This window comes from uncultured Microbacterium sp., from assembly GCF_900078385.1.
Lineage (GTDB): Bacteria > Actinomycetota > Actinomycetes > Actinomycetales > Microbacteriaceae > Microbacterium.
Window position 1 is genome coordinate 45,341 of the sequence record NZ_FLQR01000010.1, and the last position, 15,052, is coordinate 60,392.

Annotated in this window: 14 protein-coding genes; 9 read left to right on the forward strand and 5 right to left on the reverse strand. The window is 70.7% G+C overall.

Features of this window, described 5'->3' with window-relative positions:
* Positions 1–24: 24 nt before the first annotated feature.
* The 9 genes from QZL85_RS12695 to QZL85_RS12735 all read left to right on the forward strand — a co-directional run bounded on the left by QZL85_RS12695 (position 25) and on the right by QZL85_RS12735 (position 8,742).
* A complete protein-coding gene (locus QZL85_RS12695) occupies positions 25–1,539 on the forward strand; it encodes an ABC transporter ATP-binding protein (RefSeq protein WP_295577272.1) in 1,515 nt (504 codons plus the stop codon).
* The gene (locus QZL85_RS12700; protein WP_295577274.1) at positions 1,536–2,843 is read left to right on the forward strand and encodes an ABC transporter permease; all 1,308 of its coding nucleotides are present in this window, start codon (positions 1,536–1,538) and stop codon (positions 2,841–2,843) included. The genes QZL85_RS12695 and QZL85_RS12700 overlap by 4 nt, the downstream gene beginning before the upstream one ends.
* Positions 2,840–4,129, forward strand: coding sequence for an ABC transporter permease (locus QZL85_RS12705; protein WP_295577276.1), 1,290 nt, complete (start codon positions 2,840–2,842; stop codon positions 4,127–4,129). Before QZL85_RS12700 ends, QZL85_RS12705 begins: the two co-directional genes overlap by 4 nt.
* Before the next feature lies 1 nt (position 4,130).
* Complete coding sequence (locus QZL85_RS12710) at positions 4,131–4,529, forward strand: cytidine deaminase (protein ID WP_295577279.1); 399 nt, start codon at positions 4,131–4,133, stop codon at positions 4,527–4,529.
* A complete protein-coding gene (locus QZL85_RS12715; RefSeq protein WP_295577281.1) occupies positions 4,526–5,815 on the forward strand; it encodes a thymidine phosphorylase in 1,290 nt (429 codons plus the stop codon). Before QZL85_RS12710 ends, QZL85_RS12715 begins: the two co-directional genes overlap by 4 nt.
* Before the next feature lie 89 nt (positions 5,816–5,904).
* The gene (locus QZL85_RS12720; protein WP_295577283.1) at positions 5,905–7,020 is read left to right on the forward strand and encodes an adenosine deaminase; all 1,116 of its coding nucleotides are present in this window, start codon (positions 5,905–5,907) and stop codon (positions 7,018–7,020) included.
* Positions 7,021–7,124: 104 nt separating this feature from the next.
* Entirely contained in the window at positions 7,125–7,718 is a 594-nt protein-coding gene (locus tag QZL85_RS12725) for a molybdopterin-dependent oxidoreductase (RefSeq protein ID WP_295577284.1), read from the forward strand.
* The gene (locus QZL85_RS12730) at positions 7,715–8,437 is read left to right on the forward strand and encodes a ferredoxin reductase (RefSeq protein ID WP_295577286.1); all 723 of its coding nucleotides are present in this window, start codon (positions 7,715–7,717) and stop codon (positions 8,435–8,437) included. Before QZL85_RS12725 ends, QZL85_RS12730 begins: the two co-directional genes overlap by 4 nt.
* A complete protein-coding gene (locus QZL85_RS12735) occupies positions 8,437–8,742 on the forward strand; it encodes a DUF6510 family protein (RefSeq protein ID WP_295577288.1) in 306 nt (101 codons plus the stop codon). Before QZL85_RS12730 ends, QZL85_RS12735 begins: the two co-directional genes overlap by 1 nt.
* A gap of 21 nt (positions 8,743–8,763) precedes the next feature.
* Here QZL85_RS12735 and QZL85_RS12740 read toward each other — a convergent pair whose 3' ends face one another.
* The 5 genes from QZL85_RS12740 to ptsP all read right to left on the reverse strand — a co-directional run bounded on the left by QZL85_RS12740 (position 8,764) and on the right by ptsP (position 15,048).
* A complete protein-coding gene (locus tag QZL85_RS12740) occupies positions 8,764–10,098 on the reverse strand; it encodes an NAD(P)/FAD-dependent oxidoreductase (protein WP_295577291.1) in 1,335 nt (444 codons plus the stop codon).
* Between the two features lie 11 nt (positions 10,099–10,109).
* Positions 10,110–11,264, reverse strand: a complete 1,155-nt coding sequence (locus QZL85_RS12745) for a mannitol-1-phosphate 5-dehydrogenase (RefSeq protein WP_295577293.1) — start codon at positions 11,262–11,264, stop codon at positions 10,110–10,112.
* Positions 11,261–11,701 (reverse strand): PTS sugar transporter subunit IIA, encoded by a 441-nt coding sequence (locus tag QZL85_RS12750; protein ID WP_295577295.1) that lies wholly within the window; start codon positions 11,699–11,701, stop codon positions 11,261–11,263. Before QZL85_RS12750 ends, QZL85_RS12745 begins: the two co-directional genes overlap by 4 nt.
* Before the next feature lie 91 nt (positions 11,702–11,792).
* Positions 11,793–13,358, reverse strand: a complete 1,566-nt coding sequence (locus QZL85_RS12755; protein WP_295577297.1) for a PTS mannitol transporter subunit IICB — start codon at positions 13,356–13,358, stop codon at positions 11,793–11,795.
* A gap of 28 nt (positions 13,359–13,386) precedes the next feature.
* Positions 13,387–15,048 carry a phosphoenolpyruvate--protein phosphotransferase gene (gene ptsP / locus QZL85_RS12760; protein WP_295577299.1) on the reverse strand — a complete coding sequence of 554 codons (1,662 nt, stop codon included), beginning with the start codon at positions 15,046–15,048 and terminating at the stop codon, positions 13,387–13,389.
* Positions 15,049–15,052: the final 4 nt, after the last annotated feature.

The window sequence follows — 15,052 nt, forward strand, 5'->3', positions numbered from 1 at the left end:
GCAGGTGCCGGATAAGGTGCTGATATGAAGCTCGAGCTCCGCGGAATCACGAAGAGATTCGGCAGCCTCGTCGCCAACGACCACATCGATCTCGTGGTCCAGTCGGGGGAGATCCACGCTCTCCTCGGCGAGAACGGCGCCGGCAAGTCCACGCTCATGAACGTGCTGTACGGCCTCTACACCGCCGACGACGGGGAGATCCTGCTCGACGACGTCGTCCAGCACTTCCGCGGACCGGGTGACGCGATGGCGGCCGGCATCGGCATGGTCCACCAGCACTTCATGCTGATCCCCGTCTTCACCGTCGCCGAGAACGTCATGCTCGGCCACGAGGACACGAAGGGCCTCGGCCGCCTCGACCTGCAGAAGGCCCGCCAGCACGTGAAAGCCGTCGCCGACCGCTTCGGATTCCAGATCGACCCCGACGCGCTCGTGGGCGACCTCCCGGTCGGTGTGCAGCAGCGCGTCGAGATCATCAAGGCGCTCTCGCGCGACGCGAAGGTGCTCGTGTTCGACGAGCCGACCGCGGTGCTCACACCGCAGGAGACCGACGAGCTCATGGCGATCATGCGCCAGCTCCGCGACGAGGGCACCTCCATCGTCTTCATCACCCACAAGCTCCGCGAGGTCCGCGAGGTCGCCGACCGGATCACCGTCATCCGCCTGGGCAAGGTCGTGGGGGAGGCCTCGCCCACCGCCACCAACGCCGAGCTCGCCTCGCTCATGGTCGGCCGCGCCGTCGAGCTCACCGTCCACAAGGCACCCCCGCAGATCCGCGAGGGCGGCCTGGAGGTCCGCGATCTCCGCGTCCTCACCGCCACCGGGGCCATCGTCGTCGACGACGTGAGCTTCGACGTCCGGCCGGGCGAGGTGCTCGCCGTCGCCGGCGTCCAGGGCAACGGTCAGACCGAACTCGTCGAGGCCATCGTCGGCCTCGCGGTGCGCACCGAGGGATCCATCCGCCTGGGCGGGGAGGAGCTCGTCGGCAAGAGCGTCCGCGGCATCCTCGAGTCCGGCGTCGGGTTCGTCCCCGAGGACCGCACGGAGGACGGGCTGGTGGGCGGATTCACCGTCGCCGAGAACCTCATCCTCGACCGCTCCACCGACCCGGCGTTCTCGACCTTCGGCACCATCCGCCGCGGCGTGCTCGACGAGTTCGCCCGGGAGCGGATCACCGAGTTCGACATCCGCACGCAGGGCGCCCAGACCCCGGCCGGAACGCTCTCCGGCGGCAACCAGCAGAAGGTCGTCATCGCACGCGAGATGAGCCGTGATCTCAAGCTGCTCGTCGCCGCCCAGCCCACCCGCGGCGTCGACGTCGGCTCCATCGAATTCATCCACAAGCGCATCATCGAGACGCGGGATGCCGGCATCCCCGTCGTCGTGGTGTCCACCGAGCTGGACGAGGTCACCGCACTCGCGGACCGGATCGCGGTCATGTACCGCGGGACGATCGTGGGCATCGTCCCCGGCGACACCCCGCGCGAGGCCCTCGGCCTCATGATGGCCGGCGCAACCGAACCGGAGGTGACCGCATGAGCGGTTCGACGCCCGGCGCCGACGACGCGGCGCGCCCCACCGAGCAGCTGCCGCCGGCCACCGGTCCGCTGACCGGGGAGCAGGTGCCCGCCCCACCGCGCTCCAACGTCTTCTTCCGGGACCTGATGCGCGGCAGCGCCGTCACGACGTTCCTCGCGATCGTGCTGGCGATGATCGTCGGCGGCGTGCTGATCGCGATCACCAATGAGGCCGTGCAGGCGGCCGCGGGCTACTTCTTCTCGCGCCCGGGCGACACGATCGTGGCGATCTGGAACGCCGTCTACAACGGCTACGAGGCGCTCTTCCGCGGCGCGGTGTTCAACCCGCGCGCGCCGAGCTTCGAGGCGCAGATCCGCCCCATCACCAACTCGCTCGGCTTCGCGGCCCCGCTGATCGCCGCCGGCCTCGGTGTCGCCCTCGCGTTCCGCGTGGGACTGTTCAACATCGGTGCCCGCGGCCAGATGCTCATCGGTGCGATGTTCGCCGGGCTGTTCGCGTTCAACCTCGACCTGCCCATGTGGCTCCACCTGCCGATCACGCTCGTCGCCGGCATCGTCGGCGGGGCGCTGTGGGGCGGACTGGTCGGTCTCCTGAAGGCGAAGACGGGCGCGCACGAGGTGATCCTCACGATCATGCTCAACTACGTCGCGTTCTACCTCCTGCTGTGGATGCTGCGCAGCCCCGGGCTCCTGCAGATGACGGGCAGCAACCAGCCCCAGACGAAGCCGACGCCGGCGTCGGCCCAGTTCCCCGAGCTGCTCGGTCCGCTGTTCCCCGCCCTGGACTGGGGCTTCGTGGTCGTGCTGCTGGCGACCGTGTTCGTCTGGTGGCTGATCGAACGGTCGAGCCTCGGACTCCGTCTGCGCGCCGTGGGTGAGAACCCGCACGCGGCACGTGCCGCGGGCATCAACGTCGAACGGCTCTACGTCTACGCGATGCTCTTCGCCGGCGGACTGGCGGGACTTGCCGCCATGAACCAGATCCAGGGCACCGTGGTCACCGGCTTCGGCGCCACGATCGACGCCGGCATCGGGTTCGACGCCATCACCGTGGCGCTCCTCGGCCGGAGCCGGGCGTGGGGGACGTTCGCGGCCGGCATCCTGTTCGGCGCGCTCAAGGCGGGGTCGTTCTCGATGCAGGCGCAGGGCATCCCCGTCGACATCGTGCTCGTCGTCCAGTCGCTCATCGTGCTCTTCATCGCCGCGCCGCCGCTGCTGCGCGCGGTGTTCTTCCTCCCCAAGACCGAAGTCGAGAAGGCGTCCAAGGCGCGAGCCAAGGCCGCGAAGAAGGCGGTGGCGGCATGAGCGCGCCCACATCCACGCTCGAAGCGGACGACGGCACGATCCAGCTCGCCGTCGTCAAGGAGCGCCAGTTCAAGGTGCCGATCGTGTTCGGCGTCGTCATCGTGCTCCTCGGCGCGCTGTTCGCCTTCGCTCCCCGCGACGGCGTCTCCACCTTCCGGCTCGGCGACCCGTCGTCCGCGATCCCGCTGCCCGAGGTCGGACTGCCGACCGCGACGACCAGCTGGATCCTGCTGGCCGTGCTCGTCGTCCTCGCCCTCTGGGCCGCGTGGGTGGCCTGGTCCTACCGCCGGACGCCGCTGTGGCTCACCGCGGTCTTCGGCGTCGTCGGCGTCTTCGCCTTCCTCGTGTGGGCGGCCGCCGGCGGCCTCGTCCCCGTGTCGAGTCTGCTGTTCGGGGCCGTCTCCCTCTCGGTGCCGCTCGTCTTCGGCGCCCTCGGCGGCGTGATCGGCGAACGGGTCGGCGTCGTCAACGTCGCCATCGAGGGCCAGCTGCTCCTGGGCGCCTTCTCCGCCGCGCTGCTGTCCAGCATCACCGGCAACCCGTTCGTGGGCCTCGTCGGCGCCATGATCGGCGGCGTCCTGGTCTCGCTCGTGCTGGCGGCGTTCGCGATCAAGTACTTCGTCGACCAGGTCATCGTCGGTGTCGTGCTCAACGTGCTGGTGACCGGACTCACCGGCTTCCTCTACGGCGCGCTGCTCGTGCCGAACGAGATCGAGCTGAACCGCCCCGAGCGGTTCGGCCGCATCGAGATTCCGCTCCTGAGCGACATCCCGATCCTCGGCCCGGTCCTGTTCAACCAGACCTTCATCGTGTATCTGATGTACATCACGGTGGCCGTCGTCGCGTGGGGCCTGTACCGCACGCGGTGGGGACTGCGGCTGCGCGCCGTGGGTGAGCACCCGCAGGCCGCCGACACCGTCGGCGTCAAGGTCAACGCGACCCGCTTCTGGAACGTGACGCTCGCCGGCGCCATCGCCGGCGTGGGCGGGGCGTACTTCACGCTCGTCTCCGTGCCGCAGTTCGGCAAGGAGATGACCGCGGGTCTCGGCTTCATCGCCTTGGCCGCCGTGATCTTCGGTCGGTGGGATCCCATCCGGGCCACCCTCGCGGCGCTGCTCTTCGGCTTCGCGACCAACCTGCAGAACCTGCTGACGATCCTGAAGACCCCGATCCCCAGCGAGTTCATGCTCATGCTGCCCTACGTCGTGACGATCCTCGCCGTCGCGGGATTCGCCGGGCAGATCCGCGGGCCGGCGGCATCCGGCAAGCCGTACATCAAGGGATGACATGACCGACATCGACTGGGACCAGCTGCGCCACGTCGCGACCGACGCCATGCGCCGCGCGTACGCTCCGTACTCCCGCTACAAGGTGGGCGCCGCAGCGCTCGTGAGCGACGGACGCATCGTGTCCGGCTGCAACGTGGAGAACGCGTCCTACGGCGTGGGGCTGTGCGCGGAGTGCGCCCTCGTGGGCGACCTGCACATGTCCGGCGGCGGCGAGCTCGTCGCGTTCGTGTGCGTGAACAACGACGGCGAGACGATCATGCCGTGCGGTCGCTGCCGGCAGCTGCTGTACGAATTCGCGCTGCCCGGGATGCTGCTGGAGACCGTGTCCGGCATCCGCACGATCGACGAGGTCCTGCCCGACGCGTTCGGGCCGCGCGACCTCGAGGCCGCGCGATGAGCGTCGAGCCGTTCGACGCCGTCGACGTCATCCGCACCAAGCGCGATGGGGGAGCGGTCCCCGAGGACGCCCTCCGCTGGATGATCGACGCGTACACGCGCGGCTACGTCGCCGACGCGCAGATGGCGTCGTTCGCGATGGCGATCCTCCTCAACGGGATGCAGCGCGACGAGATCCGGGTCATGACGGACGCCATGATCGCCTCCGGGGAGCGGATGAGCTTCGCCGGTCTCGGCAAGCGCACCGTCGACAAGCACTCCACCGGCGGGGTCGGCGACAAGATCACGCTGCCGCTGGCCCCCCTCGTCGCGTCCTTCGGCGTCGCGGTGCCGCAGCTCTCCGGCCGCGGGCTCGGCCACACCGGCGGGACGCTCGACAAGCTCGAGTCCATCCCGGGCTGGCGCGCCGCCCTCAGCAACGACGAGCTCGTCGCGCAGCTCCGCGGCGTCGGCGCCGTCATCTGCGCCGCCGGCTCGGGTCTCGCCCCCGCCGACAAGAAGCTCTACGCGCTGCGCGACGTGACCGGCACCGTCGAGGCCATCCCGCTCATCGCCTCCAGCATCATGAGCAAGAAGATCGCCGAGGGCACCGACTCGCTCGTCCTGGACGTGAAGTTCGGCTCCGGTGCGTTCATGAAGGACGTCGACCGCGCCCGCGAGCTCGCCCGCACGATGGTCGCGCTCGGCACCGACTCGGGCGTGGCCACGACCGCGCTGCTCACCGACATGAACACGCCGCTGGGCCTGGCGATCGGCAACGCCAACGAGGTGCGCGAGTCCGTCGACGTGCTCGCCGGCGGCGGCCCGGCCGACGTCGTCGAGCTCACCGTCGCGCTCGCGCGGGAGATGCTCGCCCTCGCCGGCCAGCCCGACGCCGACGTCGACGCGGCGCTCCGCGACGGGCGCGCCATGGACGCGTGGCGCGAGATGATCCGCGCGCAGGACGGCGACCCCGACGCCGCGCTGCCCCAGCCCCGCGAGACGCACACCGTCACGGCCGACGCCGACGGCGTCGTGACGCGCCTGGAGGCCCTGCCCTTCGGGGTGGCGGCGTGGCGCCTGGGCGCCGGACGCGCCCGCGCCCAGGACCCGGTCATCCACGCGGCCGGCATCGACCTGCACGTCAAGCCCGGCGACCGGGTCGTCGCAGGACAGGCGCTGTTCACCTTGCTCGCCGACGATGAGACCCGTTTCGCGCGCGCCCTCGACGCGCTCGACGACGCGTGGACGATCGGCGCGGAGGCTCCGGCATCCACTCCGCTCGTCCTCGAGCGCATCACCGCCTGACGGACCGCCTGACGGCCTCACCGCCTGACGGACCGCCTGACGGCCTCACCGTCTGACTGCACCACCGCTTGAGAAGGAGCCCCACCCCCATGGCAACCGACACGCACGCCGACGCGACCCTGCAGGGCGTCCGCATCCAGAGTCTGCCGAAGGTGTCGCTCCACGACCACCTCGACGGTGCGCTGCGCCCCCAGACGATCATCGAGCTGGCCGCCGAGATCGGCCTGGATGTGCCCAGCACCGACGCCGACGACCTCGCCGACTGGTTCGAGGACCAGAGCGACTCCGGCTCGCTCGTGGAGTACCTGAAGACGTTCGACCTCACGACCGCCGTCATGCAGACCCGCGACGGGCTCCGCCGCGTCGCGCGCGAATTCGTCGAGGACCTGGCCGCGGACGGCGTGATCTACGGCGAGGTGCGCTGGGCGCCCGAGCAGCACCTCGCGCGGGGACTCTCCCTCGACGAGGCCGTGCAGGCCGTGCAGGAGGGCATCGAAGAGGGTGAGGATGCCGTCGACGCGGGCGGCAAGGCGATCCGCGTCGGCCAGCTCATCACGGCGATGCGCCACACCGATCGGTCGCTCGAGATCGCCGAGCTCGCCGTCGCGCACCGCGGCCGCGGCGCCGTCGGCTTCGACATCGCCGGCCCCGAGGACGGCTTCCCGCCCTCGAACCACCGCGCCGCCTTCGACTACCTCGCGTCGGAGTTCTTCCCCGTCACGGTGCACGCCGGCGAGGCTGCGGGCCTGGATTCCATCCGCTCGGCCCTCATCGACGGACGCGCGCTGCGCCTCGGCCACGGGGTGCGCATCGCGGAGGACCTCGACGTCGTGCAGGAGAAGGGCGAAGAGGTCTTCGTGCAGTTCGGCGACCTCGCCCGCTGGGTGCGCGACCGGGAGATCCCGCTCGAGCTGTCGCCGTCGTCCAACCTGCAGACCGGCGCGATCACGCGCTGGGGCACGCAGCTGGAGGACCACCCGTTCGACCTGCTCTACCAGCTGGGCTTCTCGGTGACGGTGAACGTCGACAACCGCACGATGAGCCGCACGTCGCTCACGCGCGAGCTGAAGCTCCTCGCCGACGCGTTCGAGTACACGCTGGAGGACCTCGAGGCCTTCCAGCTGAACGCCGCGGCCGCCGCGTTCCTCTCCGTCGAGGAGCGGGAAGAGCTGATCGAGCTCATCGCGGAGGGCTTCGACCGCTGAGCGCGGCCGGCCGACCGGAACTGTCGCCCGCCCTCGCGGGCGGCACCCGCACGCCCTATCCTGAGCGATATCCGAGCGGTATCGCTTGGCGGTGGGGAGAGGTCATGGCAGTGTTCTCACGCGGTTTCGGCGGTCGGAGGCGCGAGACCGACCCGGCGATTCCGCCCGGCCAGTACCTGACGAAGGACTTCCCCGTCCTCTCCGCCGGGCCGACGCCCCGCATCCCGCTCGACGAGTGGACCTTCCGGGTCGTCACCGAGAAGGCCACGACCACGACCTGGACGTGGGAGGAGTTCCAGGCGCTGCCCATCGAGGAGATCGACACCGACATCCACTGCGTCACCCGGTGGTCCAAGCTCGGCACGTCGTGGCGGGGCGTGTCGGTGGACACCCTGATGGCCGCCGTCGACACCGACGCGCAGTTCGCGATGGCCCACTCCTACGGCGGGTACACGACGAACGTCCCGATGGCGGACCTCCTCGGCGGCAAGGCGTGGGTCGCGTTCGAGTTCGACGGCGCACCGCTCGCGCCGGAGCACGGCGGTCCGGCGCGGCTGCTCGTGCCGCACCTCTACTTCTGGAAGAGCGCGAAGTGGGTCAACGCGCTGGTGATGCAGGATCGCGACCGGCCCGGATTCTGGGAGCAGAACGGCTATCACCTGCACGGCGACCCATGGACCGAGGAGCGCTATTGGTGACCGTCGGCGGCTGGCGCCCGGCGACCCTCGCCGCCGCCCGTCCCGCCACCGCCCACGCGCGCATCCTGACCCTGCACGTCCCGGGCTGGCCGGGGAACCTGCCGGGCCAGCATCTCGACATCCGTCTGACGGCCGAGGACGGCTACCAGGCCGAGCGTTCCTACTCGATCGCGTCGTCCGGGCCCGGTGAGACCGTGGAGCTGGGGGTGGACCGCGTGGACGACGGCGAGGTGTCGCCCTACTTCGTGGACGTCATCGAACCGGGCGACGCGCTCGAGGTGAAAGGCCCGCTGGGCGCCTACTTCGTGTGGGATGCCGCCGACCCGGCCCCGGTGCAGCTCATCGCCGGCGGCTCGGGGATCGTCCCGCTCCTCGCGATGGCCCGTGCCCGGTCGGTCGCCGGCGGGCACGCGCCGTTCCGCCTGCTGTACTCCGTGCGCTCACCGGGCGACGCCATGTACCGCGACGAGGTCGCGGGCCTGACCGCGGCCGGAATCACGGTGGACTGGCGGTACACGCGGCACGCGCCCGCCGACTGGACCGGCCCCGTGGGCCGGCTCACGGCGGACGGCCTCGCGGCCAGCGCGTGGCCGCCGGAGGCGGCCCCGACCGTGTTCGTCTGCGGTCCGACGGGTTTCGTCGAGGCGACCGCCGACCTGCTGGTCGCCGCCGGGCACCCGGCGGAGCGGGTCCGCACCGAGCGATTCGGAGGAGCCTGATGGACGTCTCTCCCCACCACGGAGCGCCGCCGGACGAGCCGCATGGCCCGGTCCGCCACGTCGACGGCAATGCCCTCGCGGGCCTCCTCGCCGACGTCTTCGCAGGCGACATGACGATGGCCCTCCTCGCGTGCGGACACTGCGGGCAGGTCGGCCCGCTCGCGGCCGCGTCGGTGGAGGACGACGGAGCCGCGGCGATCGTCCGCTGCCGCGCCTGCACGCGGACGCTCCTCACCGTCCTGCGCCTCGACGGCCGTCTCTCGCTCCGCATCGGCGGACTCTCGCGCCTCGACCTCGCGTTGTGACGCGCCGGCCGCGGGCCGGGTTCATCCGCGGGTCGTCCGCCGTGTGCGGAGCGCGGTGCGGGCGGGCTCGCGGAGCGAGCGGATGAGGGCGCGCACCGTCCCGCGATAGGCGTCCTTGTTGACGTAGTACGCCATGCGTTCGAGCCCCAGGTAGCGGTAGCCGCCGGTCAGGTCGGGCCACGGGACGTTCACGCGGCGCCGGAACAGCGACGCGCGCTCCGGGTGGTCGACCTCGGCGCGCAGGTACGCGGCGATGAGCTCGGCCTGCTCGTAGCGGCCCTGCCACCCGAGCCCGGACGCCTCGACCATCCCCATCACGAACAGGCCGTTGAAGGACGGCGGGAAGATGTTGAGGAAGAGCGTCGGCGCCATCCCGGTCCAGTTGAGGTCGGCGCGCTCGACGAACGGGTAGTCCAGCCGGTACCCGGTCGCGAGCAGCACGGTGTCGTACCGTCCGTGCGTGCCGTCGCGGAAATGGACCGTGTCGCCCTCGAACCGTGCGACGTCGGCGCGGATGCGCAGGTCGCCCTGGCCGAGGTGTCCCAGGATCAGCGTGTTGACGATCGGATGCGACTCGTAGATCCGGTGGTCCGGCTCCGGGAAGCCGAACCGGACGGGATCGCCGGTGAACGCGCGGAGCACGCGGGAGTCGACGAACTGCTTGATCCGCGGGGGGAGGGGACGGCCCTGGTTCAGCGTGTCGGCGGGCCGACCGAACAGGTAGCGGGGGACGAAGTGGTAGCCGCGGCGGACGCTCATCTCCACGGATGCCGCGGAGTGGACGGCATCCACCGCGATGTCGCAGCCGGAGTTGCCGGCGCCGATGATCAGCACGCGCTTGCCGTCGAGCTGCCGGGCGCTGCGGTAGCCGCTCGTGTGCAGGATCTCGCCGGTGAACGTGCCGGGGAAGTCGGGCATCCGGGGCGCGGCCAGCGTGCCGTTCGCGATGACGACGCCCGCGTACCGCGCGGTGCGCTCGCCGTCCGGACCGGATGCCGTGACGGTCCAGTCGCCGTCGTCATCCCGACGGAGCGCGGTGACGGTCGTGTCGAACCGATAGTGCGCGGCCAGGCCGAAGTGCTCGGCGTACTCGCGGAAGTACGCGACCAGCTCGCGGTGGCTCGGATAGTCCGCCGTCGTGCGCATGGGGAACTCCGCGAACTCGGTCGTCGTCCGCGAGGAGATGAGATGCGCGGATTCGTACACCGTGGAGCGCGGATTGTCGATGTCCCACAGGCCGCCCACCCCCCGCGAGGCCTCGAAGCCGTCGAAGGCGATGCCCTCGCGCTGCAGCGCCCGCGCGGCAGCGAGTCCGGACGGACCCGCGCCGACGACGGCGTAGCGACGCTCCCGCATGCCCCGGTCGATCAGGCGCCGAGCTCCCGCTGGCGCTGCGCGACGAGGGCCTCGACCCGGGCGAAGAGGGGATGATCGGTCTCGAGCCCGGTGACCGATGCCGTGAAGTCCTCCGCGGACTCCTCGCGCAGGCGGCGCTGCAGCTCGACGGCCTGCTCGTCCGCCGCGTCGTCGAAGAGGAGCGCAGCACCCACGGCGGCCAGCAGGCCGTCGACGGACAGGCCGCGCTCGGCGGCCTCGGCAGCCGGCCCGATGAAGCGCTCGTGCCGGGACAGCTTGCGGAGGGGCTGCCGTCCGACGCGGCCGACGGTGTCGGGGAGCGCGGGGTTGGCGAAGCGGCGCAGGATCGTCGCACGGTACTCCGCGAGTTCGCCGGCGTCGAGGCCGTGCTTGGCGACGAGGAGCGCGGAGGTCTCCTCGAGCGCGGCGGAGACCTTCGCGGCGATCGCCGGATCGGCGAGCACATCGGAGATCTTGTCCACGCCGGCCTGCGCGCCGAAGTACGCCGTCGTCGCGTGCCCCGTGTTGACTGTGAAGAGCTTCCGCTCGATGTAGGGGCCGAGGTCGTCGACGAAATGGGCGCCCGGGATCGTCGGCGGGTTCTCGCCGAACGGCGGCCGTTCGATGGCCCACTCGTAGAACGGCTCGACCGTGACATCCACGCCGGAGCCGGCCGGCTGGGCGGGGACGATGCGGTCCACCGCGGTGTTGGCGAACACGGCGCGGGCGGACAGGCCGTCCCACGCGTCGCCCGCCTGTGCGCGGATCTCGTCGCGCAGCTGGTCGGTCGCGTTGATCGCGTTCTCGCACGCCATGATCTGCAGGGGCGGGGCGGACGGATCGCGCAGGGCCAGCGCGGCGAGGATGTGCGGGGCGACGAACTTCAGGATCGTGGGGCCGACGGCCGTCGTGACGACGTTCGCCGTGGCGATCTCGTCGACGACCGCCTGCGGGTCTGTGGCGCTGTTGAGGGCGCGGAAGCCGGTCACGACCTTGTCGGTACCGCCCTCGCCGACCTCGTGCACGGTGTACTCCGAGACGGCGTTGATGGCGTCGACGAGCGGCGCCGCGACGTCGGAGAAGACGAGGTCGTAGCCGCCCTCGTGGAGCAGGAGCCCCACGAAACCCCGGCCGATGTTGCCGGCCCCGAAATGGACCGCCTTCATGCGTCGTTCACCGACGACAGCATGCCGTACAGCTCTTCGGGCGTCTGCGCCTCCTTGAGACGGGCGACCTCGTCGTCGTCGGAGAAGATCAGCGCGATCTGCGACAGGATCTCGAGGTGCTCATCGCCCTTGCCGGCGATGCCGACCACGAAGGTCACCGGCTCGCCGCTCCAGTCCACGCCCCCGTCGTAGCGCACGAACGACAGTGCGGAGTCGAGGATCGTGTCCTTCGTCTCGTTCGTGCCGTGCGGAATCGCCAGCTCGTTGCCCATGTAGGTGGACACCGTCATCTCCCGCTGCTGCATCGCGTCGAAGTACGCGCTCGTCACGGCGCCCGCCGCCTCGAGGATGTCGGCGGCCTCCTTCATCGCGTTCTCCTTGCTCACCGAGCCGGAGTGGATGCGGACCTGTCCGACGTTGAGAACCTCGCGTGCCATGTCTGTCTCTCTTCCTTGTGGGTCGTTCGGACTCGGAAGGCCACGAGGCCGGGTGCGTCGCGCTGCCCGGCCCCGCGGCGGTCTTCCGAGACTACGCGCGGCGGTGGTGCTGATCCACGACCAGCTGCACGACCTCGTCGTACTTCGGCGAGTTCATGAAGTTGTCCACCGACACGTGCATGGCATCCGGCGTGTGCTTGCGCGCGCGATCCGTCAGCTGCTGCTGCGTGATGACCAGGTCGGCGGAGGAGTCGAGGTTCGCGATCGCCTTGTTGACGACCGTGACGTCCTCGATGCCCGCCTTCTTGATCTTGCTGCGCAGCACGCTGGCGCCCATCGCGGAGGAGCCCATACCGGCGTCGCAGGCGAAGACGATGTTGCGCACCTCCTTGTCGGTGACCACCGAGGTGGCGCCGGCGCCGGCGGCGACACCGGCCGCAGCCGCATCGTCACCGCGCAGTCCGCCGAGGTACTCGGACTTCTTGCCCTTGTTGGCCTCGGTCTGGTCGACGGCCGACGTGAACCGGTCGGTGCCGGCCGCCTCGGCGGCGAGGTCGCGCTTGCGCGAGGCCCGCAGGATGATCCCCGCGACGATGAACGTGACGGCGGCCGAGAGGACGACCGAGAGGATGACGCCGACGTAGCTGTCGTTGGCGGTCTGCAGCATCACGGCGATGATGCTTCCTGGGGCGGCCGGTGCCCGCAGGCCCGTGTCCAGGAGCATGTTGGTCGTGACACCGGTCATGCCACCCGCGATCAGCGCGAGGATCAGCACCGGCTTCATGAGCGCGTACGGGAAGTACACCTCGTGGATGCCGCCGAAGAACTGGATGATGGCGGCGCCCGGAGCCGACGCGCGTGCCGCGCCGATGCCGAAGAACGTGAACGCGAGCAGCAGACCCACACCGGGGCCGGGGTTGGCCTCGAGGAGGAAGAGGATCGACTTGCCCTGCTCGTCCGCCTGCGCGATGCCGAGCGGGGTGAGCACGCCGTGGTTGATGGCGTTGTTCAGGAAGAAGACCTTCGCAGGCTCGATCAGGATGCTCGTCAGCGGCAGCAGGTTGTTCTCCACGAGCCAGCTCACCGCGTTGCCGAGGACGGTCATGATGCCGTTCACGAGCCACGCGATCGGGTAGAAGCCGACGACGGCCATGATGAAGCCCCAGATGCCCGCCGAGAACATGTTCACGAGCATCTCGAAGCCTGCCCGGACCTTGCCCTCCCAGAGGCTGTCGAGCCACTTCATGGTGTAGGCCGCGAGCGGTCCCATGATCATCGCGCCGATGAACATGTGGATCTGGCCGAGCTGCGGCTCACCCTCGGCGAGGGTCGCGTTGAACTGCGCGATGAGCAGGTCGGAGCCCGCGATCGCACCCATCGTCGCGATGGTCGCGACGACGCCACCGCGCTGCTTGTAGACCATGTAGCCCGCCGTGTAGGCGATGATCAGCGGCAGCAGGTAGTGGATGAACGGGCCGACGATCGTGGCCAGGTCGGCGTTGGGCGTCCACCCCACGTCGATGAAGAACGCGGTGAAGATACCCCATGCGATGAGGGCCGGGATGTTCGGCATGATCATGCCGGAGAGGAATGTGCCGAATCGCTGAACGCCGACCCGGATACCTCCGCGCGTGGTGGGATTGGACGCCGTTGTCATTGCTGGTTCTCCTTCTGGTGAGCCGTGGCTAGGCCACGGTGTCGGCTGCGGCTTGGGCCGCAGCTCGGGCTGATGCCGCCCCGTCGGCGGCGAGGGCAGCCGCGGCGATGCGCTCGGCATCGTCGCGGGTGTACTTCAGGAGCGTCGCGCGGACATCCGCGAGCGCGGTGGGCGCCATCGACAGGGTCGTGGCGCCGAGGCCGACGAGCACCACCGCGAGGAGCGGATCGGCCGCCGCCTCGCCGCAGATGCCGACCGGCTTGCCGGTCGTCCGGCCTGCGGCGCCGGTCATGCCGATCAGCTGCAGGACGGCGGGGTGCCACGGGTCCTGGAACGAGGAGACCGAGCCCAGGAGGCGGTCCGCCGCCATCGTGTACTGGGTCAGGTCGTTCGTGCCGATCGAGGCGAAGTCGGCGATGCCGAGCACCTTCTCGGCCATGAGAGCCGCCGACGGGACCTCGACCATGACACCGGCGGTCTTGATGCCGTAGTCGCGGCAGAGCGTGGTGAAGTACTCCGTCTCCTCGACCGTGCCGATCATGGGGGCCATGACCCACAGGTCGGCCTGCGTCGCAGCCTGAGCCTGCTGCAGCGCCGTCAGCTGTTCGCGGAGGATATCCTCGCTGGCCCGGAGCGACCGGATGCCGCGGAGCCCGAGAGCGGGGTTCTCCTCGTGCGCGTCGTTCAGGAACGCGAGGGGCTTGTCGGCGCCGGCGTCCAGCGCCCGGACGACGACCTTCTTGCCGGGGAACGCGTTCAGCAGCTCGGTGTAGGCCTTGGCCTGCTGCTCGACCGTCGGCGCCTGCGAGGAGCTGAGGAAGAGGAACTCGGTGCGGAACAGCCCCACGCCCTCCGCGCCGAGCTCGACGGCTTCGGCGGCGCCTTCGGGCTTGCCGAGGTTCGCGAGGAGCGGCACGGCGGTGCCGTCGGCGAGGGCGCCGGGCGTGATCGGCGCGGACGCGGCGGTGCGCCGCGCGTCGGCCCGGTGCTGCGCCTGGCTCAGCTCGTCGTCGGACGGACTCGCCGTCACGACGCCCTTGGCGGCATCCACGATGACGATCTCGCCGTCGGCGAGGTCCTTCGCGGCGGCGGCGCCGACGACCGCGACGATCGACTTCTCGCGGGCGAGGATCGCCGTGTGCGAGGTCGGACCGCCATCGGTCGTGACGAGGGCGAGGACCTTGTCGAGGTCCAGCAGGGCGGTGTCGGCCGGCGCGAGGTCCTTGGCGACGAGGACGAACGGGTGGCCGGGGTCGGGGATGCCGGGTGCCGGAAGGCCGCGAAGCCGCGCGATGACCCGCTGGGCGACGTCGTCGAGGTCGGCGGCGCGCTCGCCGAGGTAGCCGCCCATCGCGGCGAGGGTGTCCCGGAACCGCGCGAAGGCGTCGTGGACGGCGAACTCGCCGGTCTTGCCGGCGGCGGTGCGGGTGAGGACCTCCTGGTCGAGCGTGGGGTCCTCGGCCATCATGGCCTGCGCCTCGAGCACCTCGCGGGCCAGGCCTCCGGCCTGCGCGCCACGCGTCTCGAGCTCCCGGGCGACGACGGCGACGGCATCCCGGACGCGCGCGATCTCCTCCTCCGGCGAGAGCGTGCTGGGCACGTCCTCGGGGGCGGGCAGGGGCTCGGCCATCCGTGCCACCGGTCCCTGGGCGACTCCCAGGCCGATGCCGACTCCGCGCAGTTCACTCATCGTC